12 protein-coding genes are annotated in these 16,636 nt (G+C 57.8%); 6 read left to right on the top strand and 6 right to left on the bottom strand.

The window, feature by feature from the left end:
* Nucleotides 1-107 precede the first annotated feature (107 nt).
* A complete protein-coding gene (locus BMZ32_RS07795) occupies nucleotides 108-2,990 on the top strand; it encodes an EAL domain-containing protein (RefSeq protein ID WP_090241090.1) in 2,883 nt (960 codons plus the stop codon).
* A gap of 295 nt (nucleotides 2,991-3,285) precedes the next feature.
* Here BMZ32_RS07795 and BMZ32_RS07800 read toward each other — a convergent pair whose 3' ends face one another.
* Genes BMZ32_RS07800 through BMZ32_RS07815 form a run of 4 tightly spaced genes read right to left on the bottom strand, consistent with a single transcriptional unit; the run spans nucleotide 3,286 to nucleotide 7,746 of the window.
* The gene (locus BMZ32_RS07800; protein ID WP_090241092.1) at nucleotides 3,286-3,726 is read right to left on the bottom strand and encodes a TM2 domain-containing protein; all 441 of its coding nucleotides are present in this window, start codon (nucleotides 3,724-3,726) and stop codon (nucleotides 3,286-3,288) included.
* 39 nt (nucleotides 3,727-3,765) lie between these two features.
* The gene (locus BMZ32_RS07805; protein WP_090241093.1) at nucleotides 3,766-4,599 is read right to left on the bottom strand and encodes a hypothetical protein; all 834 of its coding nucleotides are present in this window, start codon (nucleotides 4,597-4,599) and stop codon (nucleotides 3,766-3,768) included.
* Nucleotides 4,600-6,204: an RAD23 family protein gene (locus BMZ32_RS07810; protein ID WP_090241095.1), complete on the bottom strand. Its 1,605-nt coding sequence runs from the start codon at nucleotides 6,202-6,204 to the stop codon at nucleotides 4,600-4,602.
* 21 nt (nucleotides 6,205-6,225) lie between these two features.
* On the bottom strand, nucleotides 6,226-7,746 hold the full coding sequence (locus tag BMZ32_RS07815; RefSeq protein WP_139213941.1) for an OmpA family protein: 1,521 nt from the start codon (nucleotides 7,744-7,746) through the stop codon (nucleotides 6,226-6,228).
* A gap of 339 nt (nucleotides 7,747-8,085) precedes the next feature.
* Here BMZ32_RS07815 and BMZ32_RS07820 point away from each other — a divergent pair, with 339 nt between their 5' ends.
* Nucleotides 8,086-9,345, top strand: coding sequence for an MFS transporter (locus tag BMZ32_RS07820; RefSeq protein WP_090241098.1), 1,260 nt, complete (start codon nucleotides 8,086-8,088; stop codon nucleotides 9,343-9,345).
* 20 nt (nucleotides 9,346-9,365) lie between these two features.
* On the opposite strand, the gene zwf is transcribed toward BMZ32_RS07820, so the two are convergent.
* A complete protein-coding gene (gene zwf / locus BMZ32_RS07825; RefSeq protein WP_167376726.1) occupies nucleotides 9,366-10,853 on the bottom strand; it encodes a glucose-6-phosphate dehydrogenase in 1,488 nt (495 codons plus the stop codon).
* Nucleotides 10,854-10,963: 110 nt separating this feature from the next.
* On the opposite strand from zwf, the gene hexR reads away from it, so the two are divergent.
* Both hexR and BMZ32_RS07835 read left to right on the top strand, forming a co-directional pair.
* Entirely contained in the window at nucleotides 10,964-11,830 is an 867-nt protein-coding gene (hexR, locus tag BMZ32_RS07830; protein ID WP_090241101.1) for a transcriptional regulator HexR, read from the top strand.
* Between the two features lie 183 nt (nucleotides 11,831-12,013).
* A complete protein-coding gene (locus BMZ32_RS07835; RefSeq protein ID WP_090241102.1) occupies nucleotides 12,014-12,238 on the top strand; it encodes a PA3496 family putative envelope integrity protein in 225 nt (74 codons plus the stop codon).
* Here the strand turns inward: BMZ32_RS07835 and BMZ32_RS07840 are convergent.
* Complete coding sequence (locus tag BMZ32_RS07840; RefSeq protein ID WP_090241104.1) at nucleotides 12,180-13,142, bottom strand: LysR family transcriptional regulator; 963 nt, start codon at nucleotides 13,140-13,142, stop codon at nucleotides 12,180-12,182. The genes BMZ32_RS07835 and BMZ32_RS07840 overlap by 59 nt on opposite strands.
* 189 nt (nucleotides 13,143-13,331) lie before the next feature.
* Here BMZ32_RS07840 and BMZ32_RS07845 point away from each other — a divergent pair, with 189 nt between their 5' ends.
* The gene (locus BMZ32_RS07845; protein WP_090241106.1) at nucleotides 13,332-14,747 is read left to right on the top strand and encodes an acetyl-CoA carboxylase biotin carboxylase subunit; all 1,416 of its coding nucleotides are present in this window, start codon (nucleotides 13,332-13,334) and stop codon (nucleotides 14,745-14,747) included.
* Nucleotides 14,748-14,762: 15 nt separating this feature from the next.
* Nucleotides 14,763-16,586 (top strand): sodium-extruding oxaloacetate decarboxylase subunit alpha, encoded by a 1,824-nt coding sequence (gene oadA, locus BMZ32_RS07850; RefSeq protein WP_090241108.1) that lies wholly within the window; start codon nucleotides 14,763-14,765, stop codon nucleotides 16,584-16,586.
* The last annotated feature ends 50 nt before the right edge of the window (nucleotides 16,587-16,636 follow it).

Genomic DNA, 16,636 nt, shown 5'->3' on the forward strand with positions numbered 1-16,636 from the left:
AAAGTCAGCTATTTACACTGTGAGTCAGTGCATATCTGGCTTGGGCGATGCGTCTAGCTCGGGTATGCTGCGCCGATATTTAGGCAACCATTATAAGAAAATCGCCTATGACTGCTGCGATCTCATTTACTGACGTAAATGGCTTGAGAACGACTTCCGGGCCGGAAGTTGCTCAGCTGTTTGCTACCGATATTGCTGCCGAGCGCACCCGCATGCTCTACCAGGGCTCGCAGGTGCCGACCTTGTGCATGCTGCTCTGCGGGGTGGCCTGCGCCGTGCTCTTGTGGGATGCACTGGCGCCGCTGCTGCTGGGCGGCTGGTTGAGCTGGTTGGTGATCCTCGCGGTGCTGCGCCAGGTGCAAGTGCGTGCCTTTAATAACGTGCTGCCCAGTCGTCAGGCTGAGCACCATTGGCGGCGTCTGTTTTTGCTCGGCGCCGGGGCTTCCGGGCTGACACTGGCGTTTGCCGTGGTCGCCTTGGTGCCCGCCGATGTGTTTTATCTGCAAGCGCTGGTCTATGGCCTGATTTCAGCGGTCATCCTCTCTGCCAGCGTGGCCTATGCCATCAGCTTCTCGGCCTTTCTGGCCTTTGTATTGCCTTGCCTACTGCCTTCTGTGGGTTATTTGCTGCTAAGCGACAATTCGCTGCAACAGGGCTGGGGTCTGCTCGCCAGTATTTTGATGCTGGCTTTGCTGGTGGTCGCCTGGCAGGTTAATCGTCTGGTGCAACGCAGCTTGCTGCAACGCTTTCACAATCAGGCATTGATCAGCAACCTGCAGCACGCCAAGTTGCAGGCTGAAGGGCTCAATAGCGAATTAGCCCATGAAGTGGAACAGCGCCGCCGTGCTGAGCGCGAGTTGCGCTCGGCGCATGGTGATCTGGAAGTGCGCGTAGCTGAACGCACACTGGCGCTCGATGAAACCACCCATGCTCTAAATAAGAGCCGTGCACGCCTGACCCTGGCTATAGAAGCCAGTGAGTTGGCGCTATGGGACTGGGACCTGCAGAGTGATGAAGTGCACCACACGCGACCCAAAGAAATTTTTGGGCTGGAGTCCGATGAGGTGAAGTTGATGCTGCGCGACCTTAAGCCGCGTCTGCACCCCGATGATCAGCCGATACTTCATCGTGCGCTGGTCGAGCATATGAAAGGGCTCAGCGAAGGCTTTCAGGTGGAATACCGCATCAAGCATGCCGAGGGCCACTGGGTGTGGATTGAAGATCGTGGTCGTGCAGTGGCGCGTGATGACGAAGGTCGGGTATTACGCATGCTCGGCACGCGCCGCGATATCAGCGAGCGCAAGGTGCATGAACAGCAACAGCAACTGGCCGCCACGGTATTCGAGGCCGCCAGTGAAGGCATCGTGATTCTTGACCCGGACTACCGCCTGCTGTCGGTCAACCAGGCTTTCAGTGACGTCACCGGCTACCGCCAGGATGAGGTGGTCGGCAAAAGCGCCATCAGCCTGACTAACAGTGGCGATAGCCGTCGGCAGTACCAGATGATTCGTCTGGAGCTAGAGAGCAGTGGCAGCTGGCGCGGCGAGCTAGTCGAAACGCGCAAGAACGGCGAGCTGTATCCGCAGTGGCTGCAACTCAATGTGGTGCGCGATGCGCGCGGCAGTGTCAGCCATATTGTCGGCTTCTTTGCCGACCTGTCCTCGCGGCGCGAAGCGGAAGAGCGTTTGCGCTACCTGTCGCACTATGACGAGCTCACCGGCCTGGCCAACCGCAGCCTGTTTAAGCAGCGGCTGCACGAGGCCAGCCAGCGTGCGCGGCAGACTGGGCGTAGCATCGCCCTGCTGCATATCGACCTGGACCGTTTCAAGCAACTCAACGACAGCCTCGGCCATGAAGTGGCTGACCAGCTGCTCCGGCAAGTCAGCCGTCGCCTAACCCAAGCCGTGCCGGAGGCTGACACGCTGGCGCGTCTGTCTGGCGATGAATTTGCCATCCTTATCGACGCCTATGGCAGCCTCTCTAGCCTTGCGCGCTTGGCCAGCCGACTGCTCAGTAAGCTGCGTGTACCGATGACAGTGGGCGGCCATGAGTTGGTGGTCAGTGCTTCGTTGGGGATTAGTTTGTTGCCTGACAACGCGCGAGAAATCTCCGCGCTGATTAGCCAAGCCAATATGGCCACACAGCATGCCAAGCACCTGGGCGGCAATAGCTTCCAATTCTTTACCGACAACCTGCAGGCCTGCACCCTAGAGCGCATTCAGTTAGAAAACCAGTTGCGCAAAGGCATCCAAGACGGTCAGTTGGAAGTGTTCTACCAACCCAAACTGTGCCTGGCCGATGACAGCCTCAATGCCGCCGAAGCCCTAGTACGCTGGCGTCATCCGGAGCTGGGGCTGGTACCGCCGAGCGACTTTATCGGCTTGGCCGAAGAAACTGGGCTGATCGGTGCGATTGGTGAGTTCGTCTTGCGTCAGGCGTGTAAACAAGCCTGTGCGTGGCGCGATGAAGGGTTGGCGCAGATTCGCGTCTCGGTGAACCTTTCGGTGCATCAGCTGCGTCAGGGCAACCTGCTCAGCCTGGTGCGTCAGGTGCTAAAGGAAACAGGACTAGCCCCGCAGTTTCTGGAGCTGGAGCTGACCGAAAGCCAGCTGCTGGATAATGTCGAAAGTGTGATTAGCACCTTCCAGCAATTGCGCGAGCTGGGCGTTAAGCTGGCGATTGACGATTTCGGTACCGGTTACTCCTCGCTGAGCTACCTCAAACGCTTCCCCGTGGATTACGTGAAGATCGATCAGACCTTTATCCGCGACCTTACCCCCGGCAGTGAAGACGCTGCGATCACCCGCGCAATCATCGCCATGGTCCACAGCCTGGAACTCAAGGTGGTCGCCGAAGGTGTGGAAACCCAGGCGCAAATGGACTTTCTCAAAAGCCAGCACTGCGACGAAATTCAGGGTTACTTGATTAGCAAGCCAGTACCGGCCGAGCAGTTTGCGCAGTTGCTGCGTGAGCAGGACGACAGATTTTGAGACGCTCTAAAAAGACGTCCTAACCGGGTTTAGGAGAGCGAAGAAAAGACCTCGTGATTTTGGAAAAATCCCGAATTCCACTTGCCGAGTCTTCCGAACAGTCATAGACACTACTTGGTCAGGCAAATAGATTTATTTCTAGGCGTTATCGAGTGCTGGGTTGTGTTGTTTTTTAGGTGAAGTTGCTGCTCTCATGTTGAGAGCAGCATGCCGCTCAGCTTGGTAGTTGTCGATATTAAACGACACCAGTTTTATCGAGGAAGTAAATATTTCTATGGTTTTTATAGCGCTATTTTTAGAACCAGGGTTTGGAGGCATTTACATAAGTATTTTCAAACTCATCATCCGATTTTATTAAATATATGATGAATTCAACGAATGCAATTACACCAATCACCATCGATGGAATGCCCAGTAGGATAAAGCCGAAGATGAAAGTCAACAGCATGATCACGCCTTGCTTATTATAACCAAGGAAGAATTTATGTGCACCAAAAGCGCCAAGAAAAAACGCCAAAATAGCAGCAGGAATTTTTTTCGAAGAACCTGAAGCAGCCTGGTCTTGATAGATATCTGCGGCTGCACCTTCGTTTACCGAGAAGTCTACCTTGGCGCCGCTCTTTGGCAGTACGCTACCTTTCCACTGACTCATATCGAAGTTATAGCGATTACCATCGTCGGCACTGATGACGCCAGTACGATTATTGCTATTGAAATCCAGAATCTTGCCTTTCATGGTGCATTCCTTGTTTTGGGAGTGGATGTGACGCACAGCTTATTTCAGGTCGATATTCAAACTGGGTGAACCAAAAGCTACTAGGTTGGCGTTAGAGCCTTCGAAGTAGCCTTTCCAAAAGCTATGTAGCAACTCCATGGTTTTACCAGAGCGATAGGCTTGCTTAACATCTTTGGTTACTAAGCCTGCTCCGGCGACATAGACCCTCGCACCCTGTAGGTCAGCAAACAGTTGCTTGTCGCTAACCCGTCTCAGCTCGCCCTGCGGTTGCAAATCGCGGATACGGTTGTTGGCGTAGAAACTGCCGAAATCACTGTTTTCCAACATGTCAGAGAGCAGCAGGATTACCCGTTCTTCGGCCGGTTGGCGCGCCAGGTCTTCGCCTATGTCGCGCAAGGAGTGGAAGATCTCACTGCGCGGAATATCTTCCGATGCTTCGCGCAGGCTGCTGACGAAGGCCTGGCCAAACTTCTTGCGAAAGAAGGCTTGCTGCTCTGCTACGCACTTATCGAAACTACGCAGTGATTGCATGCCGATGCTGTCGCGCACCTTGCCTTCGAGCGGCTGGTTCAGCTCTCCGGCGAAACGCAGTTGCATAAATTGGTTAGGTAGAAAGGCCGAAAAGCTGTACAGGCGAACTCTATCGCCAGGTACAACAAAGCGATTGATCTGTCCCCATGCGGCTTTCTGGATACTGTCCGGCATTGGAATGGTTTGATCGACTATTACCGTCAGTTCGCGGCCTGAGCCTCGTTGGCGAAACTCTTTAACTTTGGCATAGCCATAGCAATCGGGAATGTCGTTGCGCTCGCCGCCTGCCTGCACGAGTGCAGGTAGGCAAAGGAGCAAGGCGGAAAGAGCCTTGAGTTTCATTTAGACCTCTTCAAAGTCTTTCAACAGTTGTTGTTCGGCCCTTAGCGCCAGTACGGCATCCAGGTCATAGCCTTTGGCCCGGCAGATGGTGCCCAGCTGCTCGTTGTTGTAGGCGGTCAGATCTTTACTGCGCAGCGCATTGTGGTCAGCCGCCTGGGTTGCTTCGACTGCTGGTGCGGGGCTCTCCGCCTGTATTTCAGGCACTGCTGGTGTGGGTTGGGCTATTGCTGCCGGGGTTGCAGTTGGCTGTGCCGGAGGGCTTATTGGCTGGACTTGGGCAGCGCTTGGCAGGTTCGGTTGTGCTTGTGATCGATGGGTACCAGCCTCTTCCTGCATGCGCAGTACATAGGCATTGAAGTCGCGGCCGTGAGCGCCTTTGAGGGCTGCTTGTACATTGCTGTCTGTGGTTGTGCGCTTGGATAGCTTCATTTGCAGCATGCGTAGCTTGTGGTCGGCATGGGCCGCGATTTTGCCGCGTTGGTTTTCCATCCAGCGCTCAAGCTCAACGGCGTTGTTGAATTTGTGGGTGTATTCCCAGGCCTTCTTCGATTCGACCCCGGCGAAGCCGAAGATCGACGCTAGCCAGACGCTGACTGCCTGGATGGCGACGTAGATGACCGAGAGCACCACAAAGGTGATCAGCGAGGCGCTGCGAATCGCATCCATTTTGTCAGTCAGGGTGCTGTCGCTGGCTTCCTGGTTTACTGCTGCGGAGTCCTCCGGCAGTTCAAAGGGGCTGGCGCTGCTTTCGTAGCTTTGCTCGGCAAACACGCTCGGGTTGCCAACCATTTCGGTTTCGATGCTCTTGAGCTGATAGGCGCGTATACCGAATGCTGCACAGGCCATGATCATGACCACTAGGGCGCAGCCGACGATCCAGCCATGCCGTGGGGTTACGGTTTGATTGGTAACGATGCGCGCCAGAATACGGTTGTAGTCCTTTCCGCCTTCGTCCTTCTCGGTTTCTTTGATACGTACACCAGGTTGCACTTGTTTCAGTGGAGTGACTTTATTCTCATCCTGATCGCCTTCCCACCAGTGGCGAGCCTTGTTAACCAGTGAGTTGTGATGGATTGCCCGGCCTGCAGCTTCAGCAAAGCCTGCGGAGATAATCGACAGGAGAAATGCGGCCATCCAGCCCAGATAGGCTTGGTCATTGGATGACAGGTTCTGGTTAATAAAAGGCACCAGTACATAGGCGAAACCTACGGCTTCAAAGAGAATCAGCAGAAAGATCAGCACCAGCACCCAGATCGGGCGCTCACGGCGGTCTCCTTCACCGATAGTGTCTAGGTAGGACTCGCACTTGTTGTAGTAGTCGGAGCTTTTATCCCCAACGTCCTGGTAGTAGTCGTAGTAGTTGTTGCACAGCGAGGCTTCGCTAAGCAGCCACTTCTTGTGGTCGGTGCTGGTACTGCTACTGGCCAGACGCGCGACGGTGCCGATCACTGGGGTGCCGTGCCATACACGCATCAGAAAATAGCCGACTTTGTCCCAGTAGACCTTGATCAGAAGTGCCGAGAGCAGGGTGGTGATCACCGCACCTGTCACCAGTTTGTTGGCCAGGGCCAAAGCCATCAGCGCATTGAAGCTGAAATCTTCCATCTTGAGTTCCTTGTACTTGTATTAGGTACGAACCGGAATGAACCGGGCGCTGTAGGCTTCGCCATTGTTTTTCGGATAGAAGAGCATGCCGTCTGTTGCTTGTGAGTTGCCTTTACTGAACACCACATCCAGGCAGGAAACTGGTTCTTGCGGGTTGCTTACGAATACGCGATAGAGCACACGGTCTTCGCCTTCGTATGTGTTAGCGATGGCGCTGGCCTTGACCTGGGCTTTGCGATTGCCGGTATCGTAGTTCGGCACTACTTGTACGAAGGGCTGGCGATCTACTGTGGCGGCGTCGCGCAGTATGGATACGGGGGAAATCGTCACTAGGTGGCCATTGACTGTCTGCGCCCATACGCGGTTGTTGTAGCCTGGTAGGTAATCGGTGGTGGCATGGGTTTCCAGGGCTTTGCCGCTGGCCAGGTTGAACACCTCGCCACTTTGGCGCGGCTTATCGCTTTCGCAGCTGCTCATGGGGATGTCAGCCGCATTTGCCGTAGAAATCAGGGCGAAACCGCCACTTTTCGGCGTGATGGCCTGGCCTAGCGTCCAGTTGTTGACAATCGCAGGCTGGCCGCCAAAGTCGATCACCTTACCTTTGTGCGCGCGTGTTGCAACGCTGCCCGAGGGGCTTGTATTGCGGGTGCTTTGAGCAATTGCCGTATCCTTGCTCGTAGCCGGTTTGGTGGCGGCGTCTCTCGTTGAGGCCTTGATCGATAACGGCGCAGTTGCTTCAGTCGAGGTGCCGTGAACGAGATATTTGGGGTTGTTCTGTTCAGCATTGACCCGCTTTACCAGGGTTGTTCGGTCGTTGACTTCGACTATCTCGACGCGACGATTCTTACCGCGTTGCAGGCTGTCACTGTTGTCGGCGATTGGCCTGGAAGCACCTGCCCCCTGAAAGAACATACGTTCACGATCAATGCCCTGTTCGGCCAGGATACTTGCTACAGCCTTAGCGCGGCGTTCAGACAGTTGCTGGTTGCCTTGCGCGCTGCCGGTGGCGTCGGTGTGGCCAACTACCAGAATCGCCGAGTTTTTTGGCTGACCGGGTAGGGGGGCAAAGGCACTCGCCAGCTTGCGTACTTGGCGTTGCCCATCGCTGCTGAGCGTGGCGCTGCCTACAGGAAACATGCCCTGATCTTCAATTTGCGCGACTATGCCAGCATCCTCAGGTGCCGCGCTGGTTGTGCTGCTTGAGGTTTGAAGAGTTTCGAGCTGTATCTTGAGGTTTTCTTCGCGCGCCAATTGCTCCAGCTTATTCAGGCGGTTTTTGTACATCATTGCCAAGCCGCAACCAGCGGCAGCGCCGATAACGGCGCCACCTATGATGGCGCCACTGTCACCTTTGGTTGCGGCCCCGACTGCAGCCCCAGCGACTGCACCGAACAAGCCGCCGGCCATGCAGTTGATGTTGGCGCTGTTGTTTTTGGCGAAGTTATCGATTGTTGCGCAACTGCTGGTGCCTAAGCTGATGGCGATGGCTAGAGCCGTGATGCGTAATGCGGGCGAACACCGGGTATGCAAGGCGATGAACAATAGAGACGCTCCTGAAGCTTGTGGGCACTTCAGGGCAGGCACATTGAGCGCAGGGGCAAAATGTTCATCCGTGAAGCCTTGGTCTTTCGTTCGCAACCTTGCGAACTTCGTTAATTTCATCACAGTAATGATGGCGATTCAATGGCGCCAATAAGCTGTTGGATGCATTCCTAAGCCGCTCTGGCGCTTTTATTAACGACCGCAGGCTTATGACGTTATTCAGGGGTCGTGTTTGGCTGAATCGGTATGCAGCTGAAATTGCTTGGGTATGAGGGCTGATATTTGTGTAATGCAGTGGCCTTCGCTATTGTCGCGCGTTCTGTGAGTTGAGGATTGCCGATGCTGCAGGCTAATAGTCGCCCAGCCAATGCCACCCTAATCCTATTGGCCTCGCTCTACTGTGCCCAGGGCCTACCCTCCGGCTTGTTGGCCCATTCGTTACCAGTGCTGCTGCGTCAGCACGGTGTTGATCTGGCGTTGATCGGCCTGCTCAAGTTGCTGGCGTTGCCGTGGCTGCTCAAGGTGCTCTGGGCGCCTTGGGTGGATCGCTTGGCATCGCCGCGGCTGGGCCATCACCGGGGTTGGATTCTGCCGTTGCAGATGACTGTTATCGCCATCGTCACGGGCTTGGCGCTGATCAATCCCGAGCGCCTGTTCGACAGTCACTTCCTGCTGCTGATCGGCCTGTTACTGCTGGTCAATTTGGCCGCCTCGACCCAGGATATTGCCACCGATGGTCTGGCCGTGCGCCTATTGCCGGAGCGCTGGCGTGGGCTGGGTAACAGCCTGCAGGTCTGCGGTTACAAGGTCGGCATGCTAGTCAGTGGCAGTGGTCTGTTGTTGGCGATGGATACCTTGGGTTGGTACCTCAGTCTTGCTCTGGTGGCAGCGCTGCTGGTGCTCATGACGGTGCCGATTTGGCGCTTTGCCGAGCGGCGCGAACTGCCGTTCCTGCCGGAGCAGGCCGAGCCGGCCGGCCCCGGACTGCTGCTGCGGCACTACCGTGGCTTGCTGATGCAGCCCGGCATGCTCTTTTGGCTGGCGGTGCTGTTGAGCTTCAAGCTGGGTGATGCGCTGGGCTCGCCGATGATCAAGCCGATGCTGGTGGATCAGGGTTGGAGTAATACCGAGTTGGGGCAGTTAACCTTGATCAGTAGTCTGGTCGGGATCGCTGGAGCGTTTATCGGGGGGCTGCTGTATGCACGGATCGGTGCGCTGCGTGCACTGCTCGGGTTCGGTCTGTTGCAGGCTGTCGGGATTGCAGCCATGGCCCAGCTGGTGCATGCCGGTGGCAACAGTGCGCTGGTGTACTCAGTGGCGTTGTTTGAGCAGGCCGCCGATGGCATGTCCACGGTCGCTTTGTTTGCCGTCATGATGCGCCAATGCCGGCCCGAGCATGAGGGGGCGGACTTTACCCTGCAGGCCAGTGTGCAGCTGTTGCTGGCCGGCCTGGTGGGCGCCAGCAGTGGCTTGCTGGCTAAGTGGTTAGGTTACGAGGCGTTGTTTGTGGGGGCCGGCGTCCTAGGCCTGCTGGCGTTGCCGCTGGTACTGCTGTACTTCCGCCGGTCGCAGCTTGCGGCCTTGGTCCACGCTCAATAGTCAGCACTGCAGTTGTTGGGCTATTCCATCCACTGCCGTTCATGGCGTTCCAGCAGGTTGCTGGCTTGCTCCGGACCGTCGCTGCCGGCCGGGTAAGGGCGCGGGCTTTGGTAGTGCTGGTGCCAGCCTTTGATGATCGGGTCGACCCAGTTCCAAGCCGCTTCGACCTCATCACGGCGCATAAACAGCGTCGAGTCACCCTCAATCACATCCAGCAGCAGGCGCTCGTAAGCATCCCAGCGGCGCTGCTTGTGAAAGGCATCGGCCAGGTTGAGGTCGAGCTCCACCGGTTGCAGGTGCATGCCCTTGCCGGGGCTCTTGCCCATCAGTTGCAGGCTGATGCGCTCTTCCGGCTGCAGGCGGATCAGCAGGCGGTTGGCCTCGCCGCCACCAAACAGCTGGTGCGGCACCGGCTTGAACTGGATGAGAATTTCCGACGTCTTGTGCCCCAGGCGTTTGCCGGTGCGCAGGTAGAACGGCACGCCGGCCCAGCGCCAGTTATCGATCTCGGCCTGCACGGCGACAAAGGTCTCGGTGTCGCTGTCGTTATCGACGTTCTTTTCGAAGTAGTAGGCCGGCACTTCCTGGCCGCCGATCTTGCCGGCGGTGTACTGGCCGCGCACGGTTTTATCTTGCACGTCGAGGCCGGTGATGGGTTTCAGCGCCTCGAGAATTTTCACCTTCTCGTTGCGCACGGACTCGGCATCGAAGCGCACGGGTGCCTCCATGGCCACCAGGCAGAGCAACTGCAACAGGTGGTTCTGGATCATGTCGCGCATGGCGCCGGCTTTTTCGTAATAGGCGCCGCGGTTTTCCACGCCGAGGGTTTCGCACACGCTGATCTGCACATGGTCGATATGCCCAGCGCGCCAGATCGGCTCGAACAGCGCGTTAGCGAAGCGCAGCGCCATCAGGTTTTGTACGGTTTCCTTGCCCAGGTAGTGATCAATGCGGAACACCCGCGACTCATCAAACACCGCGCCGATGGCAGCGTTGATTGCCTGCGCTGACTGCAGTGAGTGGCCGATAGGTTTTTCCAGCACGATGCGCGCCTTGGGCCCGGCCAGGCGGGCGATCTTCAGGTGCGAGGCAATGTCTTCGAACAGGTCGGGCGCGGTGGCCAGGTAATAAATGCGTACGCGCTCATGGTCTTCGCCCAAGCGTTTGCCCAGGCGGCCAAAGTCTGCACTCTGGCTGGCGTCCATGGCGAAGTAGTCGAGGCGCGCAGCAAAGCTAGCCCAGGTTTCATTATCGAAGTCGTTACGCGCCACTTGAGCGCGGCAATGGCGCTCAGCCAGGGCTTGATAAGCGCTGCGGCTGTGGGCGCTGCGGGCCAGGGCAAGAATACGCGTATCGACGTGTAGACGACCGGCGCGATGCAGGTGATAGAGCGCTGGCAGTAGTTTATGCAGGGCCAGATCGCCGGTGCCGCCAAACACCAGCATGTCGCAGGGAATGCTCAAGGTGGGAACTCCGACTCGGTTTAGCAGTGCGGCAGCGGCGGTCATGTAGTATAACTACAAGACCACTACAACCGTCGTATGCCGATCATAACCGAGTCAATACTCAGATGCGGCGTGCTTGATGGATTCGTTAGCCAAATGTCGAGCCTAAACCTGTGAACCTGTTGCAGCACATTGCCCAATCGCGTCATCTCCTCCGCAAATCAGAACTTAAAGTCGCGGATCATGTTCTGCTCGATCCGGCCTCGGTCATGCACAGCTCCATGGCTGAGTTGGCGCATAACGTGGGGATCAGCGAGCCGACTATCGTGCGCTTCTGCCGGGCGATTGGCTGCACCGGGTTTCAGGATCTCAAGCTCAAGCTGGCGCAGAGCCTGGCGGCCGGTGCCAGTTTCGGTCAGTTTGCCATTCATGAAGACGACTCGGTCGCCGACTTCAGCCTGAAGATCTTCGACACCACCCTGCACACCCTGATTGAGGTGCGCGAGAAGCTCGACACCCAGGCTCTGCAGCAAGCCATTGCCGCCATCGCCAACGCCCAGCGCGTCGAGTTTTACGGTTTTGGTGCGTCCGGTGCGGTGGCCGCGGATGCCCAGCACAAGTTCTTCCGTCTGCTGCTGACAGCCGCGGCTTATTCCGACCCGCATATGCAGGCGATGAGCGCAGTGACCTTGAAGCCGACTGACGTGGCCATCTGCATCTCCCAGTCCGGGCGTTCTAAGGATTTGCTGATTACCGCCAACCTAGTGCGTGAAACCGGTGCGACGCTGATTACCCTGTGCCCGAGCCAGACGCCGCTTGCCGACTTAGCCACGGTCAACCTGGCCATCGACGTACAGGAAGACACCGAGATCTACACCCCGCTGACTTCGCGTATCGCCCACCTGGTGGTGATCGACGTACTCGCCATGGGTGTGGCCATGGCCCGCGGACCGGGACTGGTCAACCACCTCAAGAGCGTTAAGCGCAGTCTGCGCAGCCTGCGTCTGTCGCCGAAGTCGCATAAGAGCAGCGAAGACTAAGTCCGTTCTGGATCAACTGTGCGTCGGCGACACGCGGGGTTAAGTGAGCCTTGCTCTGGCTCGTGAGCGACTGAAGCTGGGCTCTGCGTTACGAATGTCATCGCCCCGTTATCGCGTGGCCATCAAAGCGTCATATCCAGAGTCGATGCTGGTACTCCCTTATTCAGCTTGGGAGTTGCCCCTATGTCTGGTTATCTGGATAAACCGCAGTCTCATGAAAATAGCGACGCCAAAGCACGGCGCAAGCTGCTGGATCAACGCCGCATGGAATACCGTCGCGCCATCGAGGCGCATGCCGAGCAGCGCCGGTTACAGCAGCAGTGGGTGGATTACCCTGAGCTGATTGCCGCTAACTACCTGGCTGGGAAGCAGACGACGGCTCAGCGAAACGCTCCGCCAGGGCGTTGATCAGGCTACGTTGATCGCGCACGAAGGCGAAAAACGCCTGGGCCACCGGTGACAGGTATTTACCGCGCGGGTGCACCAGGCACCAGCTGCGCAGCAGCGGCAGCTCTGCCACCGGCAACTCACGCAGGGCGCCGCACTCCAGCTCGCGGCGCACCGCATGGCGGGGTAGCAGCGCCAGGCCGAGGCCGGCGATCACCCCTTCACACTGTCCTTCTATAGATCCGACTTCCAGGGTCTGGGCGAAGTGCGCGCGCTTCTGGTGGCAATACTCTTCGCAGGCCTGGCGGGTGCCCGAGCCTGCTTCGCGGATCAGTAGCGGGAAGGGTGTGAGATCCGGCAGGCTCAGGGTGCTCTGGTTGCACAGCGGATGATCGGGGGGCGCTACGGCGATTATCGGGTTATTCAGGAAGGGCAGAAACTCCAGGTTCATATCCGTGGGCACCCGCGACATGATCAGCAAATCATCGCGATTGGCGTTCAGGCGCTTGATCGCCTGGCTGTGATTGGTCACCACCAGCTGTAAGTTGACTTCCGGGTATTGCCGGCGAAAAGCGGCGAACAGGTGCGGAATGAAGTACTTGGCGCTGGATTCTACGGCAAGGCTCAATTGCCCTTGCAGTGAGCCTTGCAGGTCGGAGAGTTGCATGTCGAAGCTTTCCAGGCGCCCGAAAATATCCGCGCTGGCGCGTTGTAGGGCTTCGGCGGCCTCGGTCAGGTAGAGCTTCTTGCCGACGTAATCAAACAGTGGTTGGCCGATCAGCTCCTCCAGTTGGCGAATCTGCAGGCTGACCGCGGGCTGGGTCAGGGCCATCTCCTCAGCCGCACGACTATATGACAGGTGGTTGCACACTGAGCGGAAGACCCGAAGCTGACGAAATGTCATACGCAGCAATGACTTACGCACGATTATAACCTGCTGTGCTGATGATTTATCAGACAACTATAAGTCTTAACTAATACTAAACCCAATAAATACTGATTTTGGTTATTCACCCCGCCGGCGTAGTTTGAACGCCTGACTGCGGTTGCTGCCGCGCTTACACGTCGACCGCTGTTGTCGGTTGCCTGCTCACGTGATCGAGGATGCTGGCTCGTGATCAAGAAAATCCTGATAGCCAACCGCGGCGAGATTGCCGTACGCATTGTGCGAGCCTGTGCCGAAATGGGTATTCGCTCGGTGGCGGTGTATTCCGATGCCGATCGCCATGCTTTGCATGTCAAACGGGCCGACGAGGCGCATGGCATTGGTGAAGACCCGCTGGCCGGTTATCTGAACCCGCGCAAACTGGTCAACCTGGCCGTAGAAACCGGCTGCGATGCCCTGCATCCGGGCTACGGTTTTCTCTCGGAAAACGCCGAATTGGCGGATATTTGCGCCGAACGCGGGATCAAGTTCATCGGTCCCAGCGCTGAAGTGATTCGCCGCATGGGCGACAAGACCGAAGCCCGGCGCAGCATGATCAAGGCCGGCGTACCGGTCACACCCGGCACTGAAGGCAACGTGGCGGATATTGCCGAAGCCCTGCGCGAGGGTGACCGCATCGGCTATCCGGTGATGCTCAAGGCCACTTCTGGTGGTGGCGGCCGCGGTATTCGCCGCTGCAACAGCCGTGAAGAACTCGAACAAGCCTACCCGCGAGTGATTTCCGAGGCGACCAAGGCCTTTGGCAGTGCCGAAGTGTTTTTAGAAAAGTGCATCATCAATCCCAAGCACATTGAGGCGCAGATTCTCGGTGACAGCTTCGGCAATGTGGTGCATCTGTTCGAGCGCGACTGCTCGATCCAGCGGCGCAACCAGAAGCTCATCGAAATTGCCCCCAGCCCGCAGCTGACCCCGGAGCAGCGCGCCTATATCGGCGACCTCGCCGTGCGTGCGGCCAAGGCGGTGGGTTACGAGAACGCCGGCACCGTGGAGTTCCTGCTCGCCGAAGGCGAGGTGTATTTCATGGAGATGAACACCCGGGTGCAGGTGGAGCACACCATCACCGAGGAAATCACCGGTATCGACATCGTCCGCGAGCAGATCCGCATCGCCTCGGGCCTGGAGCTGTCGATCAAGCAGGAAGACATTATTCACCGCGGTTTCGCCCTGCAGTTTCGTATCAACGCCGAAGACCCGAAGAACAACTTCCTGCCCTCGTTCGGCAAAATCACCCGCTACTATGCCCCCGGCGGCCCCGGCGTGCGCACCGACACGGCGATCTACACTGGCTATACCATTCCGCCGTACTACGACTCCATGTGTTTGAAGCTGGTCGTCTGGGCGCTGACCTGGGAAGAAGCCTTGGCTCGTGGCTTGCGCGCGCTGGATGACATGCGCGTGCAGGGGGTGAAGACCACCGCGGCCTATTACCAGGAGATTTTGCGCAACCCGGAGTTTCGCAGCGGTCAGTTCAACACCAGTTTCGTCGAGGCGCATCCGGAACTGACCGAGTACTCGATCAAGCGTAATCCGTCGCACCTGGCCATCGCCATCGCCACCGCCATTGCTGCCCACGCTGGCCTGTAAGGGAAGAATCAGAATATGAGCACGCCTGTTTCGCCTAAAAAAATCACCGTCACCGATACCGTCCTGCGCGATGCCCACCAATCGTTGTTGGCCACGCGCATGCGCACCGAAGACATGCTGCCGATCTGCGACAAGCTCGACCAGGTCGGTTACTGGTCGCTGGAAGTCTGGGGTGGCGCGACCTTCGATGCGTGCATCCGCTTCCTCAAAGAAGACCCGTGGGAGCGTCTGCGCAAGCTCAAGGCGGCGCTGCCCAATACCCGTCTGCAGATGCTTCTGCGTGGGCAGAACCTGCTCGGTTATCGCCACTACAGCGACGATGTGGTCAAAGCCTTCGTGGCCAAGGCGGCGGTGAACGGTATCGACGTGTTCCGTATCTTCGACGCGATGAACGACGTGCGTAACCTGCGCGTATCGATCGAGGCGGTGAAAGCCGCCGGTAAACATGCCCAGGGCACCCTGAGTTACACCGTCAGCCCGGTGCACACGGTCGAGGCTTACGTGAAGCAGGCCAAGGCCATGCAAGCCATGGGCATCGACTCGGTGGCGATCAAGGACATGGCCGGTCTGCTTACCCCCTACGCGGCCTTTGATCTGGTCAAAGCGCTGAAGGCCGAGGTCGATCTGCCGGTGTTTATCCACAGTCACGACACCGCCGGCATGGGCTCGATGTGCCAGATGAAGGCGATTGAAGCCGGTGCTGATCACATTGACACCGCTATCTCCAGCATGGCCTGGGGTACCAGTCATCCGGGTACCGAGTCGATGGTCGCGGCGCTTAAGGGCAGCCCGTATGACACCGGCTTGGACCTGGCGTTGATTCAGGAAATCGGCCTGTACTTCCATGCGGTGCGCAAGAAGTACCACCAGTTTGAAAGCGAATTCACCACGGTTGATACCCGTGTGCAGGTCAATCAGGTGCCGGGCGGGATGATGTCCAACTTGGCCAACCAGCTCAAAGAGCAGGGCGCGCTGAACCGCATCAACGAAGTGTTCGCGGAAATCCCGCGGGTGCGTGAAGACCTCGGCTTCCCGCCGTTGGTCACGCCGACCTCGCAAATTGTCGGCACCCAGGCGGTGTTCAACGTGTTGGCCGGCGAGCGCTACAAAACCATCACTAACGAGGTCAAGCTCTACCTGCAGGGCCGTTATGGTTTGGCGCCGGGCAAGATCAACGAGCAGCTGCGCAAGCAAGCGATCGGCAGCGAAGAAGTGATCGACGTGCGCCCGGCGGACCTGCTCAAACCGGAAATGGCCAAGCTGCGCGAGGAGGTTGGCAGCCTGGCGAAATCCGAAGAGGACGTGCTCACCTATGCAATGTTCCCGGATATCGGACGCAAATTCCTCGAAGAGCGTGCCGCCGGCAGCCTGACGCCCGAAGTGTTGCTGCCGATTCCCGACGCGGGCGGTGTGGCCCCAGCGGGTGGCGAAGGCGTGCCGACCGAATTCGTGGTGGATGTGCATGGCGAAAGCTACCGCGTCGATATCACCGGCGTCGGGGTGAAGAGCGACGGCAAGCGCCACTTCTACCTGTCCATCGATGGCATGCCGGAAGAAGTGGTGTTCGAGCCGCTCAACGATTTTGTTGCCGGCAGCGGCAACAAGCGTAAGCAGGCCAGTGCGCCGGGCGATGTCAGCACCAGCATGCCGGGCAATATCGTCGAGGTGCTGGTCAAGGTCGGTGATACGGTCAAGGCTGGCCAAGCGGTGCTGATTAGCGAAGCCATGAAGATGGAGACTGAAATACAGGCACCGATTGCCGGTAGCGTGACAGCGGTACACGTGGCCAAGGGCGACCGGGTCAACCCGGGTGATGTGTTGGTGGAAATCGACGGTTAACCTCAGAAGCCCCGGCTGTTTGAACAGGCATTTGAATGGTTTTTTTGGGG

This window comes from Pseudomonas guineae, from assembly GCF_900113745.1.
GTDB classification, from domain to species: Bacteria; Pseudomonadota; Gammaproteobacteria; order Pseudomonadales; family Pseudomonadaceae; genus Aquipseudomonas; species Aquipseudomonas guineae.